This window comes from Paraburkholderia sp. RAU2J, assembly GCF_003634845.1.
Lineage (GTDB): Bacteria > Pseudomonadota > Gammaproteobacteria > Burkholderiales > Burkholderiaceae > Paraburkholderia > Paraburkholderia fynbosensis.
The window spans coordinates 360,545-384,593 of the sequence record NZ_RBXG01000004.1; the positions used below are offsets into that span (position 1 = coordinate 360,545).

A 24,049-nucleotide genomic window follows, 5' to 3' on the forward strand; every position below is an offset into this window, starting at 1 on the left:
CGAAAAAAAAGAAGTCGCTTAAGCTGCGGCGACCAGCTCAGATCGAGCGTGATACATACTTGTCGAAGCTGCGGGAGCCACGCGATTCGCCGATCGTGCGCACCACTGATCGGCAAAATCCGTCCCCCGGACGCGAGGACGATGGACGAACACCGTGAAGCCTTCTGCCCGCAGGCGCGTGGCCAGTTCGAGGCCACCTGCCACGCCCACGGACTGCCCTGTCTTCGGATTGATATCGTCGAAGTCAACGAAGATGTGCACGACCCGAATGCCCAGCCCTTCCGGGACGACAAACTGTCGCAGCAGCCCGATGTTCAGGCAGTACCACATCGGGACGCCGGATTCCATGTATGCGCCATACGCCGACTCGAGACCTTCTGCGACGCCGATCTCACCATTCACCGGTTCCATCAGCCGCACAGCGCCGCCTCCCAACGGGTTGAGCGTCAGGTCATTGAGCTTCGAGTCCAGGATCTCACCATCACCCGAAACGATCCGTGCCTTTGTGGGCGTGGATCGCTCCAGATAGGTGCGATGCAGTGTTCCGAGTCGACCATCCGGCAGCTCGAAACGCGCGAGAATGCCCGGCCAGCTGCCGATGACTTTCCTGTCGTGCCAATACTCCAGCATCCCAAGCCGCAAGGCGTTCGACGGTGCGACGCTAAGCCCGGGAACGCGGGCGGCCAGGTAACGCATCACGAGGTCGTCGTTGCACACGGGTTTTGCTGCATCCCACATCGACGTAAGCCTGTTCGAAATGAACTTCGCGTCAGGTTTGCGCTTGGGCTTCGGCGGGTTGGCTGCATCAACACGACGCGTGGGCCGTGGCACGATGCCGCCATCCAGCTCGCACATCAGTCGATACAGACCTATCCGATTGAGACGTGTGATCAGCTGCAGGCCGTCACCAGCCGCGGGCTTGCCGTTGTTGCACTGACGGCAAACCCAATCTCCCCGCCCACGCTTGTTATCGTAGGTGAAGCGATCGGTTCCTCCGCACATAGGGCACGCGCATGCGTTGCCGGTAAGACGGTCTGCAGGCACCCCGTAGCTCATCAGGAGCGAAATCCATTGCTCCGGGGAACGCGAGAAGCCGGCCAGCGCGCGCTGAAGCCACGCGTATTGATCTGGCGTCAGCTCTTTTGCTCGTACAGTCATGAATCACTCTCCTTGAAGTGAGTGGGTTTGGTCGGTGCCTGAGACAGGCGTGAAAACGCGTGCTCAAAAAAGCGGTCCGCGCACGAGCGGGCGGCTTTTTTCAGCAGACGTGCTATGAGGCAAGAGAATCGCGAGAACCGCCGAGCAGAAGATCCGTCGCACGACACACCCGAAGGTGTGCCGTTGCGATGGTGAGGAGATACGGGAGTGAAGCTGACAGATCGGTGAGTGTTTCCGGGATCAGATTGCAGACCAAGCGGCCCGTGCGTAAGCAGGGCCAAAGGGAATGTCGTCATCCATCTCATCGAATCCGCCGCCCGCTGGTGCTCGCATACCGCCACCGCCACCATGCGAAGGTTGCGGAGGATGAGCACGAGTTCCAACGTCATCAGCCGCGCGGGACCCAGTTGACCGGGACGCTGGCGCCGGGCGTTGAGCGCGACCGCTGGCTCGCTGCTCGAATCCACCATCGCCATCGTCTTCACTGCGACGACCGCCGAGCATTTGCATCTGCTCAGCGACGATCTCAGTCGAGTAACGATCGGTGCCATCCTGCGCCTGCCATTTGCGCGTCCGGATACGGCCTTCGATATAGACCGACGAACCCTTTTTCAGATATTCCGAAACGATCTCGGCAAGCCGACCAAAGAAGGAAACACGATGCCATTCCGTTGCTTCCTTCATTTCGCCCGACGCCTTGTCCTTGTAGCGGTCGGTTGTTGCTAGGCGAATGTTAGCCACCGCGTCGCCGCTAGGGAGATAACGCACTTCGGGATCAGCGCCGAGGTTGCCGACGAGGATCACCTTATTTACAGATGCCATTTAAATTACCTCTATTTAGTAATTGACCAGAGCCATTTGTCCCACATGACCGGCTTGCCGTCCTTGAGCATCGCCGAGCCATCCGCTCTGATGGCCGGGACCTTGACCTTGCGTAGCCGCCTGATAGATACAACGTCACCGACGACACACCTGCATTCCGCTATGGCCTCCTTCAAGCCCTCGCCCTGCAGTGTCCGCTCGCCGGATGCGGTGTCGATATGAATGGCAAACGACTTGTAGAATCGCCCGGGCTTCTTCCTGTCGGGAAACTGCTCTTCGCCCCAGGAAGCAATCCGACCAACCACCGTAGAGGCGTCTACCGACTGTTCACGACGCTGGCGCACCGGACTCACATCGTCGGCATCGAAGCGTTCTTTTTCCGTCTCGGGAAGTGATGGGGGGCCGTCGTCGGAGACCTCCGGCGTCGCCTTCACTGCACCGCTCATGACAGCGTTGGCTCCCTGGCGTATGGCGGTAGCGATAGCTGTCTTGAGCGGACAACGATGAATAGCTACCCTGGACCAGTGAGGCTCGAGGTCAGGCACGATCTTCAGTCCGAACTCTGTCTCTTCAGCGTGGTCGTCGAATGCGGGAGTGAACTGGACGACGTGATCGCCTTCATCAACGAACAGATGAGGGATATCGCCAATCGTCATGACGGTCTCGTTCGACGCGCCCTGCCCGACAACGTGGCTAGTGACCGAAGGCACCTCAGCGTGCGCAGGCTTTACGGCGGGCGCTGCTGGAGCTTCCTGCTGTGTGTTCGGCGCAGCGGCTGTTTGAGAGGGCTGGGCTGGCGGTTTACCAGTGAAGACGTCCGCAATGACGCGGGCGAAAAGTGTCACTGCGTTCGGCATGGTTCGCTCCTACAGAAGCGTGCCGAAGCACACACGTTGAAGTTCGCGTAGATCATGCGCGAGCAGCGGCGTGCTCAGTATCACGTCCTGCAGTATCTCCGGGTCGACCCCGTTGACCTTGCACACGTACACATATGGAAGTGCGCCATCCCAGTAGCCAATGATCCAGCCAAGGGTCGCGCGGTAGTCCTCTACGTCGATCTTCCGGTTGCGCAGGCGCTCGGACAACATATCCGCGCAGTCCATCAGCGACTCCGGCATGTTGTCACCTCGACGGCTGTCGCTCGCAAGCGAGATCAACGCGTCGACCATCTTCGTGCGAACCGACTCGCTCCACAAATGCGGATCGGGCAACGGGTCGGGCTTGGGCGGTGTAACGATAACCGGCGATGATTCGCCGAACATGTCCAGCTGCCAGGCCGCCACATGCGTTTCCATGGGATTGCTCCGGTGGTGCCGGAAATCCCATGGCCCGTGTCCGGGAATGGAATTCCCGACAGGGTTAAGGTGCCGTCACATTGGGCAAACGCCCAAGGTGACGGTAGGTGGTTGCGGCAACCCGATCAGCGGGTGCCGGTTTTGAACGGAAGAATGACAGCCGACTTGGCGTATTGCTTCATCGGTGCCGGTTTCGCATTGCTGTCGTTGGCGGCTGCAGTTGCAGCGGGGGCGACCTCAGCTTTCGCTTCGGCAGCAGCACGCGCAGCGAGCTTTTCAGTCTCGATGCGAGCAGCTTCGGCATCTGCTTCTGCTGCAAGAACGGCCTTGCCCTTCTTCTTCATTTCCTTGACTACCCAGTGGATAGCCAGCAGAACGAGAAAGCCGGAAACGACAAACGAGATGGTCGCGAAGTACGCGATGAAGCAGAGAGCCAGTACTTTGGCCGGCGACTTGATAGCGTCTTTGAACATGACGGTCAGCATTTTTCTCTCCAGAAAAATTATCAACAGGGAATGTCCGGACTCTTGTCCGGTAGTTTCGATGCTCGATGAGCAAGGAAACGCGGGCGCGAAGCGCTTTCGTGCGCGTCTGTGAAAGGCGCGCACGAAAGCACTGGCCTCATGCGAAAAGATGGAAATGGAAAACGGGGCGCGCGATCACTCGCGGAAAGTCGATGCGTCGGAAGACGCCATTGGATAGGGCAAGCTTAACGCGCGGTCGGTGGCTCCGTGCGGCAAATGCTCGCCAATGTCGTGCAGCTTTGAGCCTCAGCACTTGAGTGCGTCCGGGCGGCGCTCGCCGGAGCCGGATCAAGGTCATAACCCGAAAAGCTCGACTAAACCATGTAGCTTTCCAGGGTAGCGCGAAAGCCACCTGAAAGCGCTACTCAGCCGCAGACACTTGACTTTGAAATAGACCGGGCAGACTTAACTCGTGTATCTAAACGGGAGCGCACATGTCCATCTGGTTACCTGTCATCGTCACTGCGGTGATCTGCTACGCCGCGAAGTATCGGAAAGGGCGTGCGGCTACGGCCACTAAGCCACGCACGACACCCGTGACGCGAAGTCAACAACTTGGCGAAGAGGGCGAAGCGCTAGTCCACGCGGAGCTGCTTTCCGCCCTTCAATGGCTCTGCGGTGACGACTTCTATCTCCATCCGGGCGCGCTGCTGCTCAATCACGCTCCTGGCACCGACTTTCCCACGGCCGAAGTCGACCACCTGGCAGTGACGCCGTTCGGCATTTTCGTGGTCGAGACAAAACACTGGGCGGGTCACATCGAACCCGGCCCGACGGACGCGACCATCGTTCGATTCGGTACGGATGGGCAATGGGAAATGCGCCGCTCTCCCCTCCATCAGAACCGTTCGAAAGTTGCTTTTCTGCGAGCGATGCTGCCCGGTATATGGGCGGTGGAAGGGATCGCAGCCTTTTCTCATCCACTCAGCGACATTTCGCCCGCGCTTCCCGTGAATATCGTGCGCGCCAGCGACCTGCGCCAATGGCTGCGCAGCCGCAGGTCGTGGCACGCGTCAGCAGGCGGCACGCGAATAAACGTGCGGCAGGCACAACGGGCAATCCTCGCGGTGTCAGAAACGGCGGCAGATGCGATCGACCGCCATCGCGCAAAGCTGAGGGAAAACCCTAAAAAAATTACCGTCTTTGCCTAAAGTTTCGGCAAGCATTGCCGAATAAGAATCAATTACACGTTTGCTCCCCTGGCAGCTTCCGATGTTTCGCAAAGCGAAAGCTATATGAAACAGCGCGTCTTTAGGGCGCAACGGTAGAGGAACGGCGCGTAATCTGAGCATGCTCTCTCCCCGTGGAAGAGTTCAGTGCTCACAAAAATCGGGCGTTCGGCCAAAGCGCCTGGGCATATCACCACGACTAGTTGGAGTTTGTGAATGACTAAAAACCAGAAGAAGTCGCCTGCGTCAATTGAAGACGTCAGCGAACACAACCGAATCGACGCAGACGCAGCGTCACTCCGCACGGCTGCCTGTTACCGAGGAACAGACGGCAAGGGGCCAGAGGCTCATGGACATCTGTCGGAACACCTGCGAATTGGCGCGTGCCTTTCGAAGATCGTTGAAAAGGCGGTTGCTGCATATACGGGTGAAAACGGCGATACACCGCAGAACCGGGGTCGCGCTCTGGACGCCACCTATTTGTCTCTCTAGAAAGAGTTCGGTCGTAGTCCCGCCGCAGTGCGGTTTTACATCCGCTGCTATCAACGTTTCACCGATCTCCCGGAGAACCAAACGCTCACATTAAAAGAGTTGGTGATGCGCAGTGGTCCGAATCCGGCCGCGATCTGAAACACGCCACGACCAACCGTCAAATACGAGAGCAATATGAGCAAGCGAAACAACACCACCCCTGAAGCGTCAGACGACGACTTTGACCCCACCCGTCCGGAGGGCCACGACGGCAAGGGAGGCGACAATGCGATTGAGCGGGACCTGCCGCTCGCTTTCGCACACGTGCCGTCGAACACAGAGATCAGCCAGAAAGTCACCGAGTTTTTCGGCGGCGACGAGATCCCGGACGCGCTACGCGCTTCAATCGCCGAGGAGGCAGAGGAAGTCGCCCACTCGACTCGCAAGATTCTGCTTGAACATATGCGCATCGGAGGTGCGTTTTATCACATCCGCACGCGCGTCGAAGGTCACTACGTCAGCGCGTATGGCGACACAACGCCAGTGCGCCGCAAGGCGGCGGAACGCGTGTATGACTTCATCGAGGACACATTTCGCAAGAAGCGCGATTCGGTGCGACTTTACATACGTTGTTACGAGCGCTTCAGCACCAATAGCGGCGCTGTCGAAATGCTGTCGATCAGCGACATGCAGCTGCTCGTGAACAAGAGCGATGAAGTGGTCGAGATGGTGATCGACGCGAGGCGCGACGATCCAAATCTGAGCAAGCGCGACATCAAGAAGATCATCGACGAGTACGAAGATCGTCTCGCCGAGAAAGACAGCGCACTCTCAACGGTAATGAGCCAGTTGCATGAGACCTATGGCCAACTCTCAGACGCGAAAAGCGACAATGAACGATTGGCCGCCGAAGCCGACCGTCTCAATCAGGACGTCAAGGACGACAGGGAGAAGTTGAAGCGGACTCTCGTTGACCTTGCAGAAGCCGAACGGGCGACCAGTGGCTTGCAGAACACGATTTCGAAACTCGAGCGTGAGGCCGAGGCCAGGAGCCGCGAGCTCAAGGAGGCCCATGAAAGAGTCACGATCAAGGAAGTTCAGGTCGAAGTCACGCCCGAACACCTGCGCAATCTGGAAGCGGCTGCGCAAAGCCGATTCGACGAACTTAGCAGGGTTACTGCTGAATGCGATGAAGCAAAAAAGCGCCTTGAGGAATTGCAGGCCCTGAGGAAAAAGCAGGAAGCGGAAATCGAACAGAAGGTCGCCGTTGAAAAGCGTGTCGCCGGACTGGTCGAGACCTTCGGATCATTCATCCAGGAATTCCACAGCGTGCAGTTGCTCGTTACAGCCGATGGCTCGCTTGGTCGGTTCAAAGGCCTGCTGACGGGGCTGGCTGATCTGACCGGGAAATTCCACGGGGAGTTGCAGGCAGCCGTACGTGCAGCCTAAGGGCACAGACGAAACAAGTTGTTGAGAGATAAGGAAAAAGCGGTGAACAATAAAGACAGTTATCGGGCAATCGACCGGTTCTACGTACCGGAATGGCTTACAGATCAGATTCAGGTGGCCAACTTCAACCTTGTTGACCACATGAAATGGCTGCTCAAGCAGGACAGCCGCTTCAACGAGGTTTTCAATGTCGAGCGCAAGGAAATCGAGCAGCTTCAGCACAATCCGTCTTCGCTTCGGAATCTCCTTCGAGCGCCGTTCCTGATGGTCGAACCGACCTTGCAGTCGGTCGAGGACTGGCGGTGCTTCGTCGACAACACGGCGACCACCGTGGCCGTCGACGTACTCCGCCATAAGACTCCCCCGCTCGACTCGCTGACAGCCTATGCAGTGAACCAGCAGAACTCGGTCTTTGTGTCGCTCATCACCCAGGTGCTCAATATGAGCGTCATGAGCGCGCCTCTCCTCGGCATCTCGACCGACGTCGCGAAGTATCTGCTTTCCGTTCCGACGCACAAGCTAAGCGTTGCGCTCGGCCGGATGAAGGAACTGCCTCTATTTCGCTGGCGCTTCAACAGTCCAACATTCTGGTGGGAGTTTCGCGGCAGCACGCTGAGTGACGAGATGATCGCTCACCAGATCATGCTCACATCGCCCTCGCGTATCGGCGACCTTCCGTACACCGCGCAGTGGGGCGAACTGCGGCTCGGTCGCATGAAGAATGAAGCCTTCGCGAGCGCAATGATGTTTTATGGCTTGCGCGCTTCCACCGCGACCAACCTCTTCGGGCTGAACCAGCATCAGATGCGAACGCGATATCAGGAGATCCATGGAAAGAGCTCGCCGATGGGGAATACGGCGACCTCGCTGACCTGGTTTGTCGAGACACACGTCCACCGGCTTCATGCAACTGTCTACACGTGGCTTTACCGCTCGGCCACAGCGATGGGTGCCAACCCTGCGGAAGCCCTGCTTGCGACGAACGACGTCTACGACAGGCTCTTCGGCGGAAACCGACTCATCAACCCTGACCGGGGATGGAATCTGATCCGTTCGATGGCAGCGGACGCCCGCCTGACCGTAGCTCCGTGCCGGACCTGCAGCACCCACTACGTTGTATCGAACAACGACGCGAAAATTGAAATGCACAGTCGCTTCACCTGCCCGGCCTGCAGCCAGCAGCTCGGCGCGAAGAAGCGCGCGGCACGGAGGTCGACCGGTGATATCTGACCCGAAAACGAACCCACAGGAATTGCCCGCAGGACTTGTCATCTTCGGCAGTGATGGTCGCGCACAGTTTGGCTGGCAGAACCCCGAAACCGGTGCGTACTACGCAGAGGCGGACGGCGGCATTATCACCGACGCGATCGGCGCCGTCGCGTGGCATGCGGGACGCGTGCACTAGTGAGAGATATCGATGGAAGACTTTGCATATCTGGCCAAGGAAAGCAACGCTGCGTGGCTTGCTGGGCGCGGCGATGGCCGCTTCGAACGATACGAAAGGTTTTACCAGAACGAGCGGGCGGGAAATGCATCTGGCTTCGACCTTGAGAAGTCCAACGAAGGATACGTGGAGTACTCGAGCAGCCACCCGTCACCGCTACTGTCTTTCCTGAGTGCGCCGTGGGTAGGCCGTCTAGCGATCGCGCTTTTCGCTCTCTACATGGGCACGCGGATCGTTCCGCAACTGGCGAGAGTCGGGCCGGCCGTTACGGGCATCGGCCTTGTCGTTGCTTTTGTCGGTTTGCGAGTTTTCCATCGACGCCGGCGCAAGTCGCGATAGTCATGCGCTGCTCACTTTTCGCCCGTTAATCCTTACGCATCAGACGTTTCGCTCAGCCTTACCCGATCTTTCCGATACCACTAGAATGACGCGCTGTTCGGCATGAACGCACGCCAGCTCGTCGAGAGAGGAATCGCGATCTGGTGGCGACTTGACATTGATGGCCGCCAGGTAGACTGGATTCATGGTTGTGCAAGGGGCACACCAATACCAACACTGAGTGATAGAAAAAATGAACAAGACTTTCAAACTGACCGCCGTTTCTTTCGCCGCAGCGATCGCTCTTTCGGCATGTGGGGGTGGCGGTGGGGGCAGCAGTAGCTCCGGAGCCGCTGCGCCGGCGAGCGGCGCAAGTGCGCCGACGACTTCTCCTGCCGGTGCAACGACGCCGCAGACCTCGGTCCCTGCACCGACATACAGTGCGAGCACAATGCAGCAAGCGACGTTTGCACAATTGAACGCGTACCGGCTCGCAATGGGAGTGGGTGAACTCGCGCAAGACCCTATTCTTGACACGTCGGCGCAAGCGCATGCGTTGTATCTCGATTCGAACCTCGCAAGCGGCAAGCTGACAGCGCTGGCGCATAACGAGGACTCGTCATTTGCAAACTATTATGGCGATACGCCTCTGTCGCGCGCACAGAAGGCCGGTGCGCCGGTGACCGAGTGGATAGGTGAAGTAGTTGCCGCCGGACTGCCGCAGACCAGCGGCACGGCTTATGGAACGGATTGCCTTCGCCAATACCTCAATACGGTCTACCACCTCCAGAGCGTCACTGCCAACCAGCAATCCATTGGTATTGGCTTTCAACAGAGCTTCGGGTCGTATCCGATATACAGCTGCGTCCTAGATTTTGGCCAGACTTCCGGTGTCAGCGGCACGCCGATGACAAACGGGCTGAATGTCGCTGCCGGTCAGATTTTGCCAGTCGGATCGATCGCGCATTCCCCTTTGAGCAACGAGACAGGCGTTGCACTTGCAATGGTTGCGGAAGCCCCGAATCCGGCGCCCGACCTGACGGCTCCCGGCCGCCCTATCATGGTTCGCGTCAATGCGGCGAATCAGGGCGATGTGCTGACCGTCACGAGTTTTACGCTGACCTCCTCTTCTGGAACCGCGGTCCCTGCGCGAGTCATCGTTCCCTCAGCTGCGCTGACGGGGTCGACCGGCGCGACGGCCGACGTTAATAACGCGTTTTTCCCTGGCGTCGTAGTTCTTTTGCCGCTTGCGCCGCTTGCCGCTAACACGACCTACAACGTGTCGTTTAGCGGGTCGCGAGACGGAACGCCGCTCAACAACAACCAGCCGTTGACCTGGACGTTCACGACGGGCAACTGATCCAAGCGTCTAAGATGCACAAAAGCGCCCTGCCGGGCGCTTTTTTACGAAGCGTGCTGAATCAGTTTGACGAATATCCTTGGCATGCAGACCAAATCATCGTACGGTCGGCCATGACCTGATCGCCAGTTGTATTGTTGAAGAAGCACGCGTACTCGTACTGAGTGCCCCCGTTAGGCCCGCCGCCGTCGTAGTAAGGACCGTTGACGTAGCACATCGCGACCTGCGTGTAGCTGCCGATCTTCGTCAACGACGCAGCCAAACCGGAAGGGACAGTATATCCAGCCGCGACAGCGTTAGCTTTGCAGTGGGACGTGGGATCGGAAGGACTATATCCGCCGCCGCTACCTGTATTTCCTGGTGGCGGAGGCGCCGCGCATCCCGGAGCGGTCCACGTCGCCCCGTCCCAGTTCGGGGCAGATGTCTGGGCATAGCCAGATGGGCACGTCGGCGCCGCCTGATAGTTGCACTGCGGCGCGGAGTATTGAGAGCCAATCCATTGTGCTGATGCGATCGTGGTCCAGCCCGGCTGGTTCGGACACGCGGGAGGCGTCTGCCATGCGGTCGTCAGATGCCCGACACATGTCGAATCCTGATTGTTGACCGAGCACCGTACCGGCCCCGTCATTGCTGCGCTGCTGGCCGTCGCGATCCCAATAACCACGGCTATCCATATAAAAATTCTGGCGAAGCTCATTTCCCATCCTCTTCAATAAGTACAGAAGCTTGTCGCGACGGCAGTTCCGCTTATGATGTTTCCGCTGCCATCCGTGATATAGACCGTCCATGGACCGCTTCCGGCCGTTGGGTAGTTGATGACCGCAGTCGGGTCCGTGTACATGCTCTGGCCCGACACCACCAGTTGCGGTGTCCCGCCCGCAGGACAATCCGGATTTGGCACGTACGTACCGCCGCCGCCCGGTATGTTCGTGTAGCCGTACCAGAGCTTGGGACCGCCGATCGGCATCCACTGCAGAACACCAGACACGTTCTGACACGACAGCATCAGGCCCGAGTTGTCGCTCGCGCCTGTCATCTGGTTAACCTTCGGACACGCCACTCGCGGCCAACCGATGTTGCCCGTAGAGACCGTCGTGCCAGCGGAAACCGCGCCGCTCGCAGTGACTGCGTCAGTTGCCCCGATGTTGGCCGCACTGACCGTACCTTCCGCATCCAGGTTATGGACGTCGTGAAGGCTGACGTGATTGACGTTCTGATCACCGGTCCACGTCAGTGCGCCGTCTCGCCGGATGTAGACCGAGTTACCATCCGACGTCGGGCCGTTCGTAGCGAGCACCACCGCAGCCGGGTTGCCCGCCAATGGATTGGTCGCATTCCAGGCACCGTTGATGCCGGTAACGGTTCCGGAGTTTTGCGTCTTCGAGAAGCCAAACGCATTACCGCCAGCCTGAGCGATGATGGAAGCGCCGATCACATCGGGATTGCCGCCACGCGTCACCGGCTTTGACGGGTACAGCACGTAGGTGACATGGCAGTCCCCCGCGCTCACCGAACACGTCGACGGGCCGACGCTCATGCTGATGACGTACGCCCCGCCCCAGAACGGCCCATTCGCGTGCGGTTGCTGCAGGTTCCCCTGCGTGAACAGATCGTTGAGCGTGGGCAGGTCCGTTGCGGGCACAACAGCAACCGGCCCGTTCTGGGTAAGCGTCGCGTAGTTTTTGGTTACCCAGTTACCGAGCGCGGCGTTGATGACCGCCTCGTTCTGCCCTTCGGTCGTCAGCACCTGGTTGCGCCGCTTCGCTGCATCCTCCTTGATCCCGACGACCGTCATCAATGCCGCAGCGACCAGCACAACCACCATCTCAACGATGCTGAACATACCCGGCGCCCTTAGTTATTGTGAGTGGCGTACATGCCGATGCTGGCTGTCGCACCGGCCGAAGCGCATGCCGTGCCTGCCGTCGCACCGCTGAATGGCGTGTTCGGGTCGTACACGGTTGTCCCGTTGACGGTCACCTTTGCGTAGGCGCCAGCGACGGCACCGATCGACAGCGAACATACCGTACTCGGCACCGGATAGGTCACGATCATGGCGTCGTCCGTCGCGGAGATCGTTCCTGGCACCGCGGTCACCGCACCGCCAAAAATTCCCGTCAGCGCGCCGGTGGACGTGTTCACGCGGGAATTCGCCGAGTCAAACGCATGGTTCTTCGCAAGCGTCTGCTGCGTCTCGCTTGAGAAATCGACGTCGCTCGATGTGGCGTCCTGAATGCCACTGCGAAAAAGCTGCGCTTCGCTCTTGAACTGATGCGCGTGGATACGATCCATCACGAATGACCGCCCCTGATAGACCACAAGCGCGAGCAGCGCCGCGCCAGCCATCACGGCCGCTCCCTCGATGAGCGACAGTTCGCCCGACTGCCGGCGGCGGCGACCCATCCGGGTCAGCGACGATTTGCGCTCAGTTGAGGCCGATGAGATTGCCGACGTTGAAGCGCTTTTCTTTGGCATCGTGTTGTTCATGTTCATTTTTTTTCCTCAGTAGTTGGCGCCAGCCGACGATGACGAATCGAAGCTGACAGCACCGGTCGCAACGTAGGATCCGATGCCGAAAACGAAAAAGAGCGAGACAGCAAAGCCGAGCAGCACGTAATGCGTGATGCGGGCGTTGCGCCGGACCGTCGCGACCACACGGTCCAGCGAGTTCCGGCCGAGCGACTTGATCGCCTGCACGAACTGGTCACGACCGGCCGCGTCGGCGATCGTGTCCATCACCGTCTCCGAAAAGATGCCGGTGTCGAGCGCGCGCATCGTCTGGTCGGGATGCTGCGTGAGCCTTCGACCCATCCGGTTCAGATGCCATCTAAGCCACGGATCTGCAGTCTTCGTGAGCCGGTCGAGCGACGCGCGCAGGGTCAGGTTTGAATCGAAGAGCCCCGCCAGTGAAACGATCAGCAAAGCGGCGCGCAGGTCACGCCGGTTGCGCCACATCAGCGGCATCGAATCGACCTTGTTTCTCAGGTGCCCGGTCCAGCGCTTGAGCGAATGAAAATATCCGAAGACAAGGCCTCCAACGATCGAGCCGCTGAGCCACCAGTAGTGGTACGCAAAGCTGTCGAACGCATAAAGCGCCTGCGCAAACGGGGACCATTCCGAGATCGGTTTGGTATCGGCGACGGCCGGAAAGATCGTTCCGCCGAACAGCATCGCGTACAGGTACATGTAGACGATGAGCAGCGCCGGATAGGCCATCTGCAGTGATGTCGTCGTGCCCAGCACCGTTTTTGCGTTCGCCGCCATCTCCGCGAGCTCGAGGCCGCGGATCGCCGCATCCTGCTGCGTCGACGCACCCGCGATTTCCAGCAGCGCATATTCGTCGGTCGGGATGTACGGCCGGATCGCGTTCGCGAAGTTGTCGCCCGCCACCATCCGTTTGGCGATAGCCTGGAAGACCGGCCACGCGAGTCCCTTGCGATTACGGTGACGCTTTTCCAGCGTCGTTAGCCGCTCGAGCAGCGTCTCGCGATTGCGCAGGCCCTTTGCGGCCACATCAAGCCGCGTTTCGCGGTAGAAGTTCTCCCGCAACTTGCTGAAGCGCCACGTTGCTACCCGCATGCGCTCCTTGTGCGGCAGCATCATGAAGAGCGTATAGACAAGTCCCTGGATCACGACGGCATCCTCCCATCGCGATCTGGGAATATCCTGTACTCATCGAACGACCGCATCGCCGTGTCGATGAAGCGGGGGTCGATGATGCCTTGCGACGCCTTGTAAAGGGCGTGCTCGTAGATCGTCTTGCCCGTCATGTCGTCATCGTCAAATCCGGACACGCGCGTCGAACGCCATGCCCTCTCCGCGCCGCGCCAGTCCCGTATCGCCACGAGGTCCAGAAACTCCAGCGTCGGCCGGAAAATCTCCATCGCAAGCGTCTGCCCTTTGGTACCGGCGGCGACTTTGCCCGCGCGGGTAAATAGGCCCTTGAGGCGGCAGTGCTCGCAACCGGCTTCATCGCGGCATGCCATCGTCGACGTATCGAGCCCGAACTTCTTCTCGAGCGTGTGTACCTGCGTTGCGCTCAGCACGTCACGCGCGGGGACCTTGCAATGCGGGCACAGCAGCGGAATCAGCTTCTGGTTGGCGACCGCGTTGACGAACTTCTCCGACGACATTTCGTCCATCGGCAATTGCAGACGGCCGCCTGCGAGCCGCATGAATGCGCCGATCGCGCTGTCCGCGTGCAGCGTCGTTCTGACCGGGTGACCGGTCAGTGCCAGTTCCGCAACGAGGGCCGCCATCACGCGGTCGCGAATCTCATTGACGGTCAGGTCGTCCGGGTCCATCCGCATCAGTGTGCGAATGACCTCTGCCCCTTTGCGACTCGCGTCCTCGTCCAACTCGTCCGGCCGGCGCGGAATCGAGATTTCCGACAGCCACGGATGCGGGTACTCGGACGGTTCGCTCACGACATACTGCTTGCGCAGATCGCGGGATGACAGCATGTAGGAGAGCGCGCGCAGCAGTGTTGATTTCGCTGACCCGGTTTCACCGGTGAAGATCGATACCCCGCCACTTACGTTGCATAAGGAGTCGAGGATCTTCAACTGGCTGCGTGTGAGACCCATCTGGTCCGGCATCAGCAGCTTCAGATTGCGGAAGTTGCCGTCGAGCAGGCGGAGCGCAACGTCGAAACCGCCAACGAGCGGCGAGCTTTGCCAGCGGATGTTGAGGATGTCCGTGTGCACGACGAGCGGGATCATGGCCGACTGCGGTGCGCTCGGCTGGAATGTCTCGCCTGAATTCGTATTGCGTGCGACAAGATCCTGATAGGACGCAGACAGAGCGCGACGCACCAGCGACTTTGACAGTTTGCGATAGGTGTAAAGATCACCGTTCACTCGAAACCGCACTTCGACGTCGTCGTTGAAATCGCGGTACTCGTAGTGGATGTCGCCGGCGCCGTATTCGTGGGCCGCTTCAGCGACATCGCGAAACGTGCCGATCGCGCGCGATGATTCCGGCACGATGGCCGCCGAACGATTACGCTCACGAGCGTAGATCGCGGCTATCACCGCCTCGGCGGCGATCATCTCTTCATGCACCTTGATGTCGGCGCGCTCAAGATCCTTCAGGTACGTCGGATAGAGCGCCGACTCGTGAAACGCCTGCGTGGTCACGACGATCGCCATGCCGGCCTGCACCTCCACCGCCACGAACTCGCGGCGCGCCGCATCAGTGATACGCAACGTCGCATCGGCGCCGCGCTCGCTCAGAATGCGCTTGAACGCGAGTGCATTGGCCGACGGCAGTTGCGGTAAGCCAACCGGAATCAGCTCGGGCTCCTGCATAGCGACGGGTTCGTTATGAGCATGCGCTTCGTGCACCCGGTCTGCTAGCGATGAGGGGACACCCGAGTTATCCGGCGCCACCGCCCCCTCTTCCGCCTGCAGGTTGTCCGTGCGATCCGTCGGGCGAAGCAACCCGTCGTTCGCGGATTCAGCCGCGGCATAGAGGTCGCCGGCCGAGCTCGCCGACGGAGCAACGTCAAAGATGCCACTTCCTGTCGCCGTGGGCCCGTCCGCTGCTTCCCCGGGTATCGGGTCGGCCATTTGCGGGGCGTTCTGTACGAACGGCTTCGGCTCTGCGGACCGCGCGAATTCCGTCTCTCCTTCCTCGTGTACATCGACATCGCTGATGTCGGCCATCCGCAGTCGCATGCCCAGCGTCATCGGCTGCCCCGGTTTCGCCTCGACCGCTTCGGCTTTGAGCTTCGTGCTTTTACCCGCGAAGCGCGGCTCACGGTCACCAGCGTCTAATTTCTCCACGCCGGCAATCGGCATCGAGGCGGACTCCTCCGAAAAGCCAGCGCGGAACGCACGGAAGCGCCCGAAGATGCCACCAGTGGACGGCTCGTTCTTTTCAATGCCAGAAAACATGCTCATGGTTAGCTCCCTGTGTTACCGGCCGACAGCGGATAGGGGCATCGACGGCGGCAGCGGGCCGGAGAGATCGGGCAAACCGCGAAACGCCAACCCGCCGACCGGCGACTGCTGTGTGTCACGGGCGGGGGTGCCACCGCTGATCGTCTCCGTCCAGGTACGCGCGCCCTTGCCCGTCCCTTCTGCAACGGTCACGACGAAGCCGTCGACGCGCTTCACGGTCCATCCGTTGAGCAGCTTTGCGCCCACGTGTGCCGGGTACGCTGCAGCGCGGTATTCGTAGAGCACCCCTTGTCCGCTCACGTCGCTGAAGGCGCCAACGAAACGCACAGGCTCTGAGCGCGAACGAACAGGCGCCGGTTTGCTATTGACGGGGGATACAGGAGCATTGACGGGCGCCGCCGCAGGGGCAGCGCCATTCAGAGCCACACCGGCGGGCAGCGCGCTCCCGTTGCCCGCCAGTTGCCGCGCGATGGACGATCGCGCGATCCGGTCCACGTCCTCGATGGAGAGGCGCGGCTCGGCGGGTGCTGACGGAGCGACAGCGGACGCAGCAACCGCTACTGGCGGCTGCGGATCGGGGCCCGCATGCGCAAATCCGCCGCTGGCCGGCTGGTCTCCGCCGAGGTCGATGTCTGCCGAAGGCATGTGCGCATGCACCGCTTGCGTATGCGTCGTCGCCGCTTTCGGCTGGCCATAGGCTGCAACCGATGCAGCCATCAAGGCGTACGCGAGCGCCGGCAGGACTTTAATTGAGAACATAGTATTTGCCCCTGGCTGTGAAATGGATCCCGTTCTGGATGACCGTCCCGCCGTTTTGCGATGTATTTGCGCCGGCCTCTCCAAGCTTCAGCTCAACGGTCATCGTGTCCAGTGTCATGTTCGACGGCAGCCTCGCCAGCAATGGCGATTGCCAGCGAAAGCCGCTGATCGTCCACTCGCCCACGCGGATCATCTGCGCCGGGCGCGAATCGTTGGTGCCCATCGGAACTGCAAGAAGTGGCTTCGGAGGCTCGAGGTGCACGGTGTACCCGTAGCTGTCGAGTTCGAACGGCTTTGCCGAAAGCTTTTGTGGCGGTGTCTGCAAGGCGTCGATCAGTCCCTGCTCTGTGGGCCAGGTGCCCTGGTCTTTCTCGGCCACGAACGGGACTGCGGGAACCTGAGGACCGCGCGCCCCAGCATGCAGTCCGTCCGCATCAAAATGCAGCGGGCGCATCGACTCGGGGGCGTTCTGGCGGAGATCGTCGAAGCTGCCGCCGTACCGGCGCAGCGTCAGTGCGCAATAGCCCTGTGTGCCGCACACCGCCTTCTCGAACACAAAGCCTGCAACGACCGTTTCACTGTTGCCGAGCGTCGCAAGCAGCGCGGGCGCAAGCAGATTCGCGCGCGGCATCTTTGCGGCGAACGTCTGACGCACCCGCGTGGCGTGCTTCTCCTCGAACGACGGCTCGTGCGGCGCCGGTGGCGGCGGTGGATTGAGAATGTCGACCAGTTGGATGCCGCCGAAAATCAGCGCGGCACCAATCACCACGATGGGCACAATGGAAGGAACGCTGGCGGGCACCTTGCTCACGCGCGCGCTTCTGCGGGCATCGAGAAGCGCGGCCGCACCGAAGCTCTCGTCGACGTCCCCCACGGCTGGGCCCGAGCCGAGCGTCGTGAGCGGCAGGTTCAGCTTCAGACATTCCTGCTCGATGGCAAGCTTCCTCTCGCGGGCCTGCGGTACCGTGAGCACCTCATCGCTGCGCACTACCCCGCGTACCACGAAGATGACGTGCACGCGCTGCTCGTCCTGCAGCAGGACAGCCACGGCCGCCTTCCCCTTCACGCGGTCATGCTGTGCAATGCGCGCAGCGCCCGAGTAAAGTTTCGCGCCCTTGAGCTCCGCCATCTCCGGCGCGCAGAAGCCACCAATGACGTCCTTGCCGTTCTTGTATTCGATGTAGTGTGTCGAGCCGAAGTCATCGGCATAGCGACGGCGTTCCGCCCGCATCTGCCGCGACGGATACGCGCGCCACTCCAGCCCGAAGACAAGACGCGCGTTCTTTTCGCGCGGCAGTGGATCCGTGATGTGCATGTGCCCGCTCACATCGACGGGACGACCGACGCCGTCAGCATGATCACCTGGAAGGTCTTCGCCTTGTTCCACAGGCCCGTGATACCGGCGATGCCACCATTCGTCGTGCTGTCGGCGTGATCGGTCATCTCGCCGTACAGCACGACCGTCTGGCCGTCGGCCAGCGCGACAATCTGATCGTCCTTGCTGCCAACGGTGTGCGCAAGCTGGATGGTCTGCTGCGTCTGGCCGGAGCCCACCGACTTCTCGGTGAACGGACCATTCAGCTTCGAACTGTCGCTCCAGTATGCGAGAACAATCTGGTTATGATCGTTTACGGACGGCAGGATGTTGACGAAATCGCCGGTCGTCACGGTGCCCGGATTCAGGCCCGGAACGCCGCCCGACGTTGCCGTCAGGCTGCCAGCGGAGGACGTCGTCGATCGCAGGTAGTCGTCGCTCTGGAACGAAGCGATGGAAACAGGCAGGCCATTGAGCGTGAGCTTGGTTTGCGTGTTGTCCTGCACCGTCCGGCCGTACTGGTTCAGTGCGTTGATGACGGCGTTCGTGCCCGAGAACGGCGCATTCGGCCGCAGAACCGACATGCCGAGCGTCCCGCCACCAGACGACAGCGACGTGGGCGACGTGAAGCTGATCGCGTACTTGGCGAGGCCGCCCTCAATCGCGTTGAACACGACATCGGCATTGGCGCCCGCCTGGCTGCCGCGGTTCAGTGCAATCTGCAGGGTGCGCACGCGAATCGCCACCTGACGCGTCGATACCGCGTTTTCCTGCGCGAGCAGCTTGCCCATCGCATCTGCGGCCTCGCGCGTGTCGTGCACCATGACGAGACGGCTCTGCGGGTTGACGTTGACGCTGCCCATGGGCGAGCGCAGCTTGTTCAGCGCGTCCGTGATCGACTGGATCTGGTCGAACTCACCCTGACGGCCCGTCGAGGTCTGCGCCGAGAAAGAACCGGTGTCACCGCTTCCTCCACCACCGCTGCCGTTTGCCTGATTGCCCGTCGAGGTGTCCATGCCCTTGGACATGGTCGACTTGATGGAGACCTTGCCCGGGATGGCGGCGATCTGATACATGCGGGTCACGAAGCGCGTGATATTGATCGTCGAACCATCGAACGACCAGTCAAGGCCGAGATCCTGCGTCATCCTGGTCAGGTACTCGCCCGCCGATCCGTCAAAGACCTGGTCATAGTGTGGCTTTTCATAATTGCTGCCGCTAGCGCCCCCTGACGGTGACGACGATTTGCCGTCGGAGGAGCCACCCTCGCGCGGCACCAGTGAACTCCGCGGCACGAAGACGTCGGGGCTCAAATGAACGGCATAGCCTGTCGCGCCGGAAACCAGGTTCGCAATCTGGTTGATGTCGAGGTTCGCAGGCATCGTGATGCGCTTCTCGCGAAACGTCGCCGGCAAGGTCGCTTCATACGCGACCGGCACGAGGCGATCGCCGAGGAACGCCGTGGGAACATCTTCAACGAGCGCCATCGAGCCGGGAAGATTATTCATGGCAGCACTCGCCGTGCTGTTAGCCGAGTCGTAGGCCGAATTCACATCGCCTTGCGTGACAGCACAGCCGGCAATGACCAGCGAGCACGCAGCCGCAATGGCAGTCCTCACAATGAAAGCGTGGCGCATCGGTTACTCCTGGCAGTTGGCCGCGCGTGCCACGACGCGGATGACGTTGTTCGAATGACGGCAGATGCGGGTTGGCACGCGCATGTGGTTGGTCGCTTTCATGACCTGAACGAGGACTGACGTGAAGTCGCCAGTGAACGTCGCGTTGAACTCGATCGGCAGGTCATCGTCGACCTTCCACGCGAGTTGCCAGCCCTGGGTCTGTAACCAGCGGTCCAGGGCGTTGCGCAGATTGCGGTCCGAAGGCGACACGGAAAACGTCAGCGCACCGCCGGAAGCCCCCGTCGCCGTCGGCAAAACAACCGGTGCCACGGCCAGCGACGTCGGGGCGGCAGTGAGGGGCAAGCTCGAAGCGCCTGTAGCTACAACGGGCGACTCACCGGACACAGTGGCGGCCGGAACACTGGATAGGACCTGCCAACCGTCGCCAGCGGGCGCGCCGACGCGCGCCTGATGAAGGTCGCTCGCTGCGTTCGTCCATGCGGGCCCGGCGAGGAAGAGCATTGCTGCGAGAACACGCGTAATTACGCGCACCCGGTCGTTACGTTCGATGGTCACATTCATTGTTGTTGCCCCAGCCGCTGCAGGCGGCGATAAATGGCGTTCGCGTAGATCAACTGTTTTTGCGTCGAAACCGCGTTGTACGCGCCGACGGCCTTCCATGTCGGCCCAAACTGCCGGATGTTCGACGCAAGAATCCATGTGCCGACATAGCCGTTCACGCACGCGTTAAAGAGGTCCTGACGGCGGATTCCATACCGCGCGAGTCTCGGCAGCCACGATGAATTGATCTGCATCAGGCCAATGTCTTCAGTGCCGTTGCTGTTCAGGTTCACCGCGTTTGCGCGCATGCCGGATTCGTGCTGTGCGATTGCATGGACAAGCTGCGTACTCACGTGCTGGTACACGGCAGCGTCGTCGAGGCAGTCGGCGTGCGCGAGCGGCCCGCACAGTGCAGGAGCAGCAACAACGAGGACAGGAATCACGCGCATCATGATTTCGCTACCGCAGCCGTGGCGGACGCCGTCGCCGGTGTGGCCGCTGCGGGACGCTCGAAATACTTCACGTCATGACGGCGCGTGACATTGACGGTGGCGCCATCGGCCGTCACGATGAACTGGTCGGCCGTGCCGTTGAACATGTAGTAGCGGCCCTTCTGCTCACCGGAGCCCAGGTGCTTGACGTCGCTCACATGGACCTGGACGACCGAGTCGCCGAACTTGAAGAACGTCTGGCCGTCGCGGTCGAACACCGCCTCCAGATGCGCTGCGCTCGCCGCGTCGAAGTCGTACACCGTGCCCGCTGAGCGGCCCACTTCGACCGTGCGCGAACCGTCGGAAACGAGCATGCGTTCGGCGCGCTCGACCGTCATGACACCGGTTTCCTTGTCCCATTTGGGATGCAGGGAGCGACCCTCCGGCGTCCTGAACGTCAGTTCGGCCGCAGGCTTTGCCGCGAACCGGATCTGCGTGTGGGTGTCGTCGCCATCGCGAATCGCCTGTGCGCCGAAGTACTGGGCGAGCATTGAGCTTTGCGGCGAAGGTACGACTGAGCCGCCTGCCACGCCTTCCTTCGCTGCGACCGTTTGCGCGATCGCGTCGGCTGGCGGTTTCTGGCCTGCCGCGTAGTTAAGTGCCCCGGACTTCGGCGCGTCGCGATGCAGCCGGACGTGACGTGACGTAAAGTCGACGTCGGCGTAGAGGCCGCTCTGAGCCATCAGGCGATCAAGCGCCTGCAGCCAGTTCTCGCCGGCACGCGTGGAAAAGTTGCTGCTATCAGTGAGATCCACATCTTTCTGTGCAGCGCCGGTCCAGCCCTGTGGCACCAGCGCCTTGACGATCGCGGCGACGGGCATCGAACCTTTGACTACACGCACGGGCTCGAGCGACTCGTGCGACCCGATCAACACCAGTCGATTCGTGAAGCCGTCGAACGCAGCGGGCTGGTCGTCACGCAACGTTGCGAGTGGGCCACGCGCGCCAGCGCCGATAAAGGCGTTTGCTTTCGTCCAGCGCGCACTAGCCGAGCGGCCGGCCACCGTGTACGTGATCGTTTCGGGTGTGCCATCGACGACAACATACGGCCCTTCCTGATGACCGCCCGCGGCTGTGATGACCTGGGCCGCGTGCGGCTGGATATATGTTTTTGACCCGTCGTTGAAGATGAGCGCGGGGCGCTCGGCGATGCCACCCTCGATCTCGTAATCGAAGTCGAACGGGTCAGTGTTCGCAGCGTGCGACGCTATCACCACGGACAGCGTGGCACACGCGAAGGCTATGCGGGAAACGGTGTGCTTCATAGTCCGGCCTGGATCTGATTGAGGTGTCGAGCGAAGCGCACGAGATACGCCTGGCCCGGAACCGGATTGGCGCTGTGGTAGTAGGCGATTGCCTTCGCGACCGAATGCGTCTTGCTGTAGTTCTCGTTGAGAATCTCTTCAGCAACACGAACGCTCGTCGCAGGCGCGAGGGCATCCCACGGCGAGGCAAATCGCCGGGCGTGGTATCCCCAATTTATTTGCATGATCCCTACGTCGAAGTCGCTGCGACCGTGCGCGATCAACGACATCACCACGCGATAGGCGTCTTCGCGTGTCTTGAAGAAAAAGCCTCGCCCGGCGATATTCAACGTCCATGGCCAGGCCCGACCATTGAGTCCTGATTCGTTCAGCGCGATACCCGCGAGCACCTTGGGATCGACACTCTTGTGCATCAGCTCAAACGGAGCCGCAGCGCTTGCGCACGCCCAGCCACCACGTCCCTCAGTGATCGCCGCCTGCGCATCATCGTCAAGTGCGACGGGCTGCAACCAACCCTTGCTCACCAGCAACCGCTCAAGGGAAACGTCACGTGAGTCAACGGTGACCGTGATGCCGGCGTCAGGGTTGCTCGCGACGGGCTGACCGACGAGCGGCACGGCCCAACTCTCGAAAGCCTTCTGGCCGCACCAGAAAACCGGCTTTCCATCGAACGACGCGAGCGACCGGACATTGCCTTCCACCAGCAGGATGCTCGTCGGACTGACCACTTCGGCGATCGACGTAGCACTGGCGAAATGGGCATGCGCTAGAAATGCCGCCACCAGCAGGCGCGATACCCAGCGTGTTCCCTTGCACTTACTCATCGCGGTACGGCTCCAGCACGATGTCGCGATTGACCTTGAGCATGAATCGACGCTGCCCAGCGTCCGACGTGATCGTCGGCGGGATGTTCTTGTAGCGCTCGAGGATGGACTGTGCGGTTTGCGCCGCGACCTGTCCGCCCGTGCTGCTCACCTGGGTGACGCCGAGCGGACTGGAAGTCGTCGTGGCGTCACTGTTGTCGTATTTGCGCAGCAGGATCGCGACAAGAAATGACGTCCCGAAAATCTTGAAGAAGTGGTTATTTACGTCACCCGAAAAGCCCGCCGAGCCGTCGCCATCCGCGCCCTGCGCACCAAAGAGCGGCACATGCTTTCCGTTCGGAAGGCGCAGTTCCGTCGCCGCCACGAGAATGCTTTCCTGCCCCGGTTGGATGTCCGAGCTATACGGCGCGGTGATGAAACTGCCTTTCGGGATCATCAGACAGCCGCCGTGAATGCTGTCGTACACATCTTTTTCGACCATCAGCGAGGCGGTGCCGGGACGATCGGAATTCAGGCGCTCCGTCGACAGCACACCAATGTGATGCGGAGGCGACAGCACACAGCCGCGCGCCTGACCGACGAAGCCGGCACGCGCGAAGTCCTGACCGCCCGACTGCGCGGACACGTTCTTGATAAAGCCTGAATCGTGATCTTGACTCGAATACGGACGTGCCGATTGCGGCTGACCGCCGAACCCCGCTCCGGCAAGTGCGGCCGACACACGGTCACCGACGGAGCCCGCTGCTGCCTGTTGCGCCGCAGCCTGTTGCGCTGCGACCTGCGCGGGCGTGAGAATCCCGGCAAGCTGATTAGGTGCTGCTGGCGCCGTATCTTTGACCTTCAGGCCCGGTTTGAAAATCGGCGAGGCATAGATCGCGTCCGTGTCGGACTCAGCCTTGATCTTGCGGGTCTGCTCGTCGTTGATGAATCCGTCGGCCGTCAACGCAGGCGCCGCATTTCCGGCATTCTGCATAGTTGCTGTCGATGACGCTCGCGCGGCAGCCGCGGCGCGTGCCTCCGAGGCCGCGAGCCTGCGGGCGGCACTCAGCTGGTCCTCGATGATCTTGCTGACGTCTTGAGGATTGTTCGACTTGTCGACGACTTCGGCTGCTTTCGCTTTCTTTCTGAGCGCTGCTTCTTCGTCAATCTTCGCGCTTTCCTTAACCTGGTAGTAGAAGCCGAGCCCCGCGATCACAATAGCCGCGACACCACCTACCGCGAAGAGCGCGTTACGGGGCGATTTCCCCTTGAAGAGGCTCGCGCGCTGATTGTTCTGTTGACCGTTCGGTTGGTTCATGGCCT

General features: G+C 60.8%; 24 protein-coding genes. 7 read left to right on the forward strand and 17 right to left on the reverse strand.

Annotation, left to right across the window (positions count from 1 at the left end):
* Nucleotides 1-18 precede the first annotated feature (18 nt).
* The 5 genes from B0G69_RS39505 to B0G69_RS39525 all read right to left on the reverse strand — a co-directional run bounded on the left by B0G69_RS39505 (nucleotide 19) and on the right by B0G69_RS39525 (nucleotide 3,760).
* Nucleotides 19-1,158, reverse strand: coding sequence for a primase-helicase zinc-binding domain-containing protein (locus tag B0G69_RS39505; RefSeq protein WP_121325436.1), 1,140 nt, complete (start codon nucleotides 1,156-1,158; stop codon nucleotides 19-21).
* Nucleotides 1,159-1,398: 240 nt separating this feature from the next.
* Complete coding sequence (locus tag B0G69_RS39510) at nucleotides 1,399-1,980, reverse strand: single-stranded DNA-binding protein (RefSeq protein ID WP_121325437.1); 582 nt, start codon at nucleotides 1,978-1,980, stop codon at nucleotides 1,399-1,401.
* Nucleotides 1,981-1,991: 11 nt separating this feature from the next.
* Nucleotides 1,992-2,837, reverse strand: a complete 846-nt coding sequence (locus B0G69_RS39515; protein WP_121325438.1) for a hypothetical protein — start codon at nucleotides 2,835-2,837, stop codon at nucleotides 1,992-1,994.
* A 9-nt stretch (nucleotides 2,838-2,846) separates the two neighbouring features.
* On the reverse strand, nucleotides 2,847-3,275 hold the full coding sequence (locus B0G69_RS39520) for a hypothetical protein (protein WP_121325439.1): 429 nt from the start codon (nucleotides 3,273-3,275) through the stop codon (nucleotides 2,847-2,849).
* Between the two features lie 125 nt (nucleotides 3,276-3,400).
* Nucleotides 3,401-3,760 (reverse strand): hypothetical protein, encoded by a 360-nt coding sequence (locus B0G69_RS39525; protein ID WP_121325440.1) that lies wholly within the window; start codon nucleotides 3,758-3,760, stop codon nucleotides 3,401-3,403.
* Nucleotides 3,761-4,233: 473 nt separating this feature from the next.
* On the opposite strand from B0G69_RS39525, the gene B0G69_RS39530 reads away from it, so the two are divergent.
* The 7 genes from B0G69_RS39530 (at nucleotide 4,234) to B0G69_RS39555 (ending at nucleotide 10,010) form a co-directional block, all read left to right on the forward strand.
* A complete protein-coding gene (locus B0G69_RS39530) occupies nucleotides 4,234-4,950 on the forward strand; it encodes a nuclease-related domain-containing protein (protein WP_121325441.1) in 717 nt (238 codons plus the stop codon).
* Between the two features lie 234 nt (nucleotides 4,951-5,184).
* Entirely contained in the window at nucleotides 5,185-5,460 is a 276-nt protein-coding gene (locus B0G69_RS40910; protein ID WP_147440846.1) for a hypothetical protein, read from the forward strand.
* Nucleotides 5,461-5,634: 174 nt separating this feature from the next.
* Nucleotides 5,635-6,888: a hypothetical protein gene (locus tag B0G69_RS39535; protein ID WP_121325442.1), complete on the forward strand. Its 1,254-nt coding sequence runs from the start codon at nucleotides 5,635-5,637 to the stop codon at nucleotides 6,886-6,888.
* 42 nt (nucleotides 6,889-6,930) lie between these two features.
* Nucleotides 6,931-8,118 carry a FlhC family transcriptional regulator gene (locus B0G69_RS39540; RefSeq protein WP_121325443.1) on the forward strand — a complete coding sequence of 396 codons (1,188 nt, stop codon included), beginning with the start codon at nucleotides 6,931-6,933 and terminating at the stop codon, nucleotides 8,116-8,118.
* 22 nt (nucleotides 8,119-8,140) lie between these two features.
* Nucleotides 8,141-8,293, forward strand: a complete 153-nt coding sequence (locus B0G69_RS39545; protein ID WP_241991748.1) for a hypothetical protein — start codon at nucleotides 8,141-8,143, stop codon at nucleotides 8,291-8,293.
* Nucleotides 8,294-8,305: 12 nt separating this feature from the next.
* Entirely contained in the window at nucleotides 8,306-8,671 is a 366-nt protein-coding gene (locus tag B0G69_RS39550; RefSeq protein ID WP_121325444.1) for a hypothetical protein, read from the forward strand.
* Between the two features lie 232 nt (nucleotides 8,672-8,903).
* Nucleotides 8,904-10,010 carry a CAP domain-containing protein gene (locus B0G69_RS39555; protein WP_121325445.1) on the forward strand — a complete coding sequence of 369 codons (1,107 nt, stop codon included), beginning with the start codon at nucleotides 8,904-8,906 and terminating at the stop codon, nucleotides 10,008-10,010.
* A 709-nt stretch (nucleotides 10,011-10,719) separates the two neighbouring features.
* On the opposite strand, the gene B0G69_RS39570 is transcribed toward B0G69_RS39555, so the two are convergent.
* The 12 genes from B0G69_RS39570 to B0G69_RS39625 form a co-directional block, all read right to left on the reverse strand.
* On the reverse strand, nucleotides 10,720-11,853 hold the full coding sequence (locus B0G69_RS39570; RefSeq protein ID WP_121325448.1) for a hypothetical protein: 1,134 nt from the start codon (nucleotides 11,851-11,853) through the stop codon (nucleotides 10,720-10,722).
* 11 nt (nucleotides 11,854-11,864) lie between these two features.
* Nucleotides 11,865-12,413, reverse strand: coding sequence for a type 4 pilus major pilin (locus B0G69_RS39575; RefSeq protein ID WP_241991764.1), 549 nt, complete (start codon nucleotides 12,411-12,413; stop codon nucleotides 11,865-11,867).
* Nucleotides 12,414-12,512: 99 nt separating this feature from the next.
* A complete protein-coding gene (locus B0G69_RS39580; protein ID WP_121325449.1) occupies nucleotides 12,513-13,643 on the reverse strand; it encodes a type II secretion system protein in 1,131 nt (376 codons plus the stop codon).
* A complete protein-coding gene (locus B0G69_RS39585; RefSeq protein WP_121325450.1) occupies nucleotides 13,640-15,913 on the reverse strand; it encodes an ATPase, T2SS/T4P/T4SS family in 2,274 nt (757 codons plus the stop codon). Before B0G69_RS39585 ends, B0G69_RS39580 begins: the two co-directional genes overlap by 4 nt.
* A 15-nt stretch (nucleotides 15,914-15,928) precedes the next feature.
* On the reverse strand, nucleotides 15,929-16,672 hold the full coding sequence (locus tag B0G69_RS39590) for a hypothetical protein (RefSeq protein ID WP_121325451.1): 744 nt from the start codon (nucleotides 16,670-16,672) through the stop codon (nucleotides 15,929-15,931).
* Nucleotides 16,659-17,987 (reverse strand): hypothetical protein, encoded by a 1,329-nt coding sequence (locus B0G69_RS39595; RefSeq protein WP_121325452.1) that lies wholly within the window; start codon nucleotides 17,985-17,987, stop codon nucleotides 16,659-16,661. The genes B0G69_RS39590 and B0G69_RS39595 overlap by 14 nt, the downstream gene beginning before the upstream one ends.
* 8 nt (nucleotides 17,988-17,995) lie before the next feature.
* The gene (locus B0G69_RS39600) at nucleotides 17,996-19,624 is read right to left on the reverse strand and encodes a type II secretory pathway protein (RefSeq protein WP_121325453.1); all 1,629 of its coding nucleotides are present in this window, start codon (nucleotides 19,622-19,624) and stop codon (nucleotides 17,996-17,998) included.
* Nucleotides 19,625-19,627: 3 nt separating this feature from the next.
* Nucleotides 19,628-20,188 (reverse strand): toxin co-regulated pilus biosynthesis Q family protein, encoded by a 561-nt coding sequence (locus B0G69_RS39605; protein WP_121325454.1) that lies wholly within the window; start codon nucleotides 20,186-20,188, stop codon nucleotides 19,628-19,630.
* Entirely contained in the window at nucleotides 20,185-20,619 is a 435-nt protein-coding gene (locus B0G69_RS39610; RefSeq protein ID WP_121325455.1) for a lytic transglycosylase domain-containing protein, read from the reverse strand. Before B0G69_RS39610 ends, B0G69_RS39605 begins: the two co-directional genes overlap by 4 nt.
* The gene (locus tag B0G69_RS39615) at nucleotides 20,616-21,923 is read right to left on the reverse strand and encodes a hypothetical protein (RefSeq protein ID WP_121325456.1); all 1,308 of its coding nucleotides are present in this window, start codon (nucleotides 21,921-21,923) and stop codon (nucleotides 20,616-20,618) included. Before B0G69_RS39615 ends, B0G69_RS39610 begins: the two co-directional genes overlap by 4 nt.
* The gene (locus B0G69_RS39620; RefSeq protein ID WP_241991749.1) at nucleotides 21,920-22,651 is read right to left on the reverse strand and encodes a transglycosylase SLT domain-containing protein; all 732 of its coding nucleotides are present in this window, start codon (nucleotides 22,649-22,651) and stop codon (nucleotides 21,920-21,922) included. Before B0G69_RS39620 ends, B0G69_RS39615 begins: the two co-directional genes overlap by 4 nt.
* A gap of 88 nt (nucleotides 22,652-22,739) precedes the next feature.
* On the reverse strand, nucleotides 22,740-24,044 hold the full coding sequence (locus B0G69_RS39625) for a TrbI/VirB10 family protein (protein ID WP_121325458.1): 1,305 nt from the start codon (nucleotides 24,042-24,044) through the stop codon (nucleotides 22,740-22,742).
* Nucleotides 24,045-24,049: the final 5 nt, after the last annotated feature.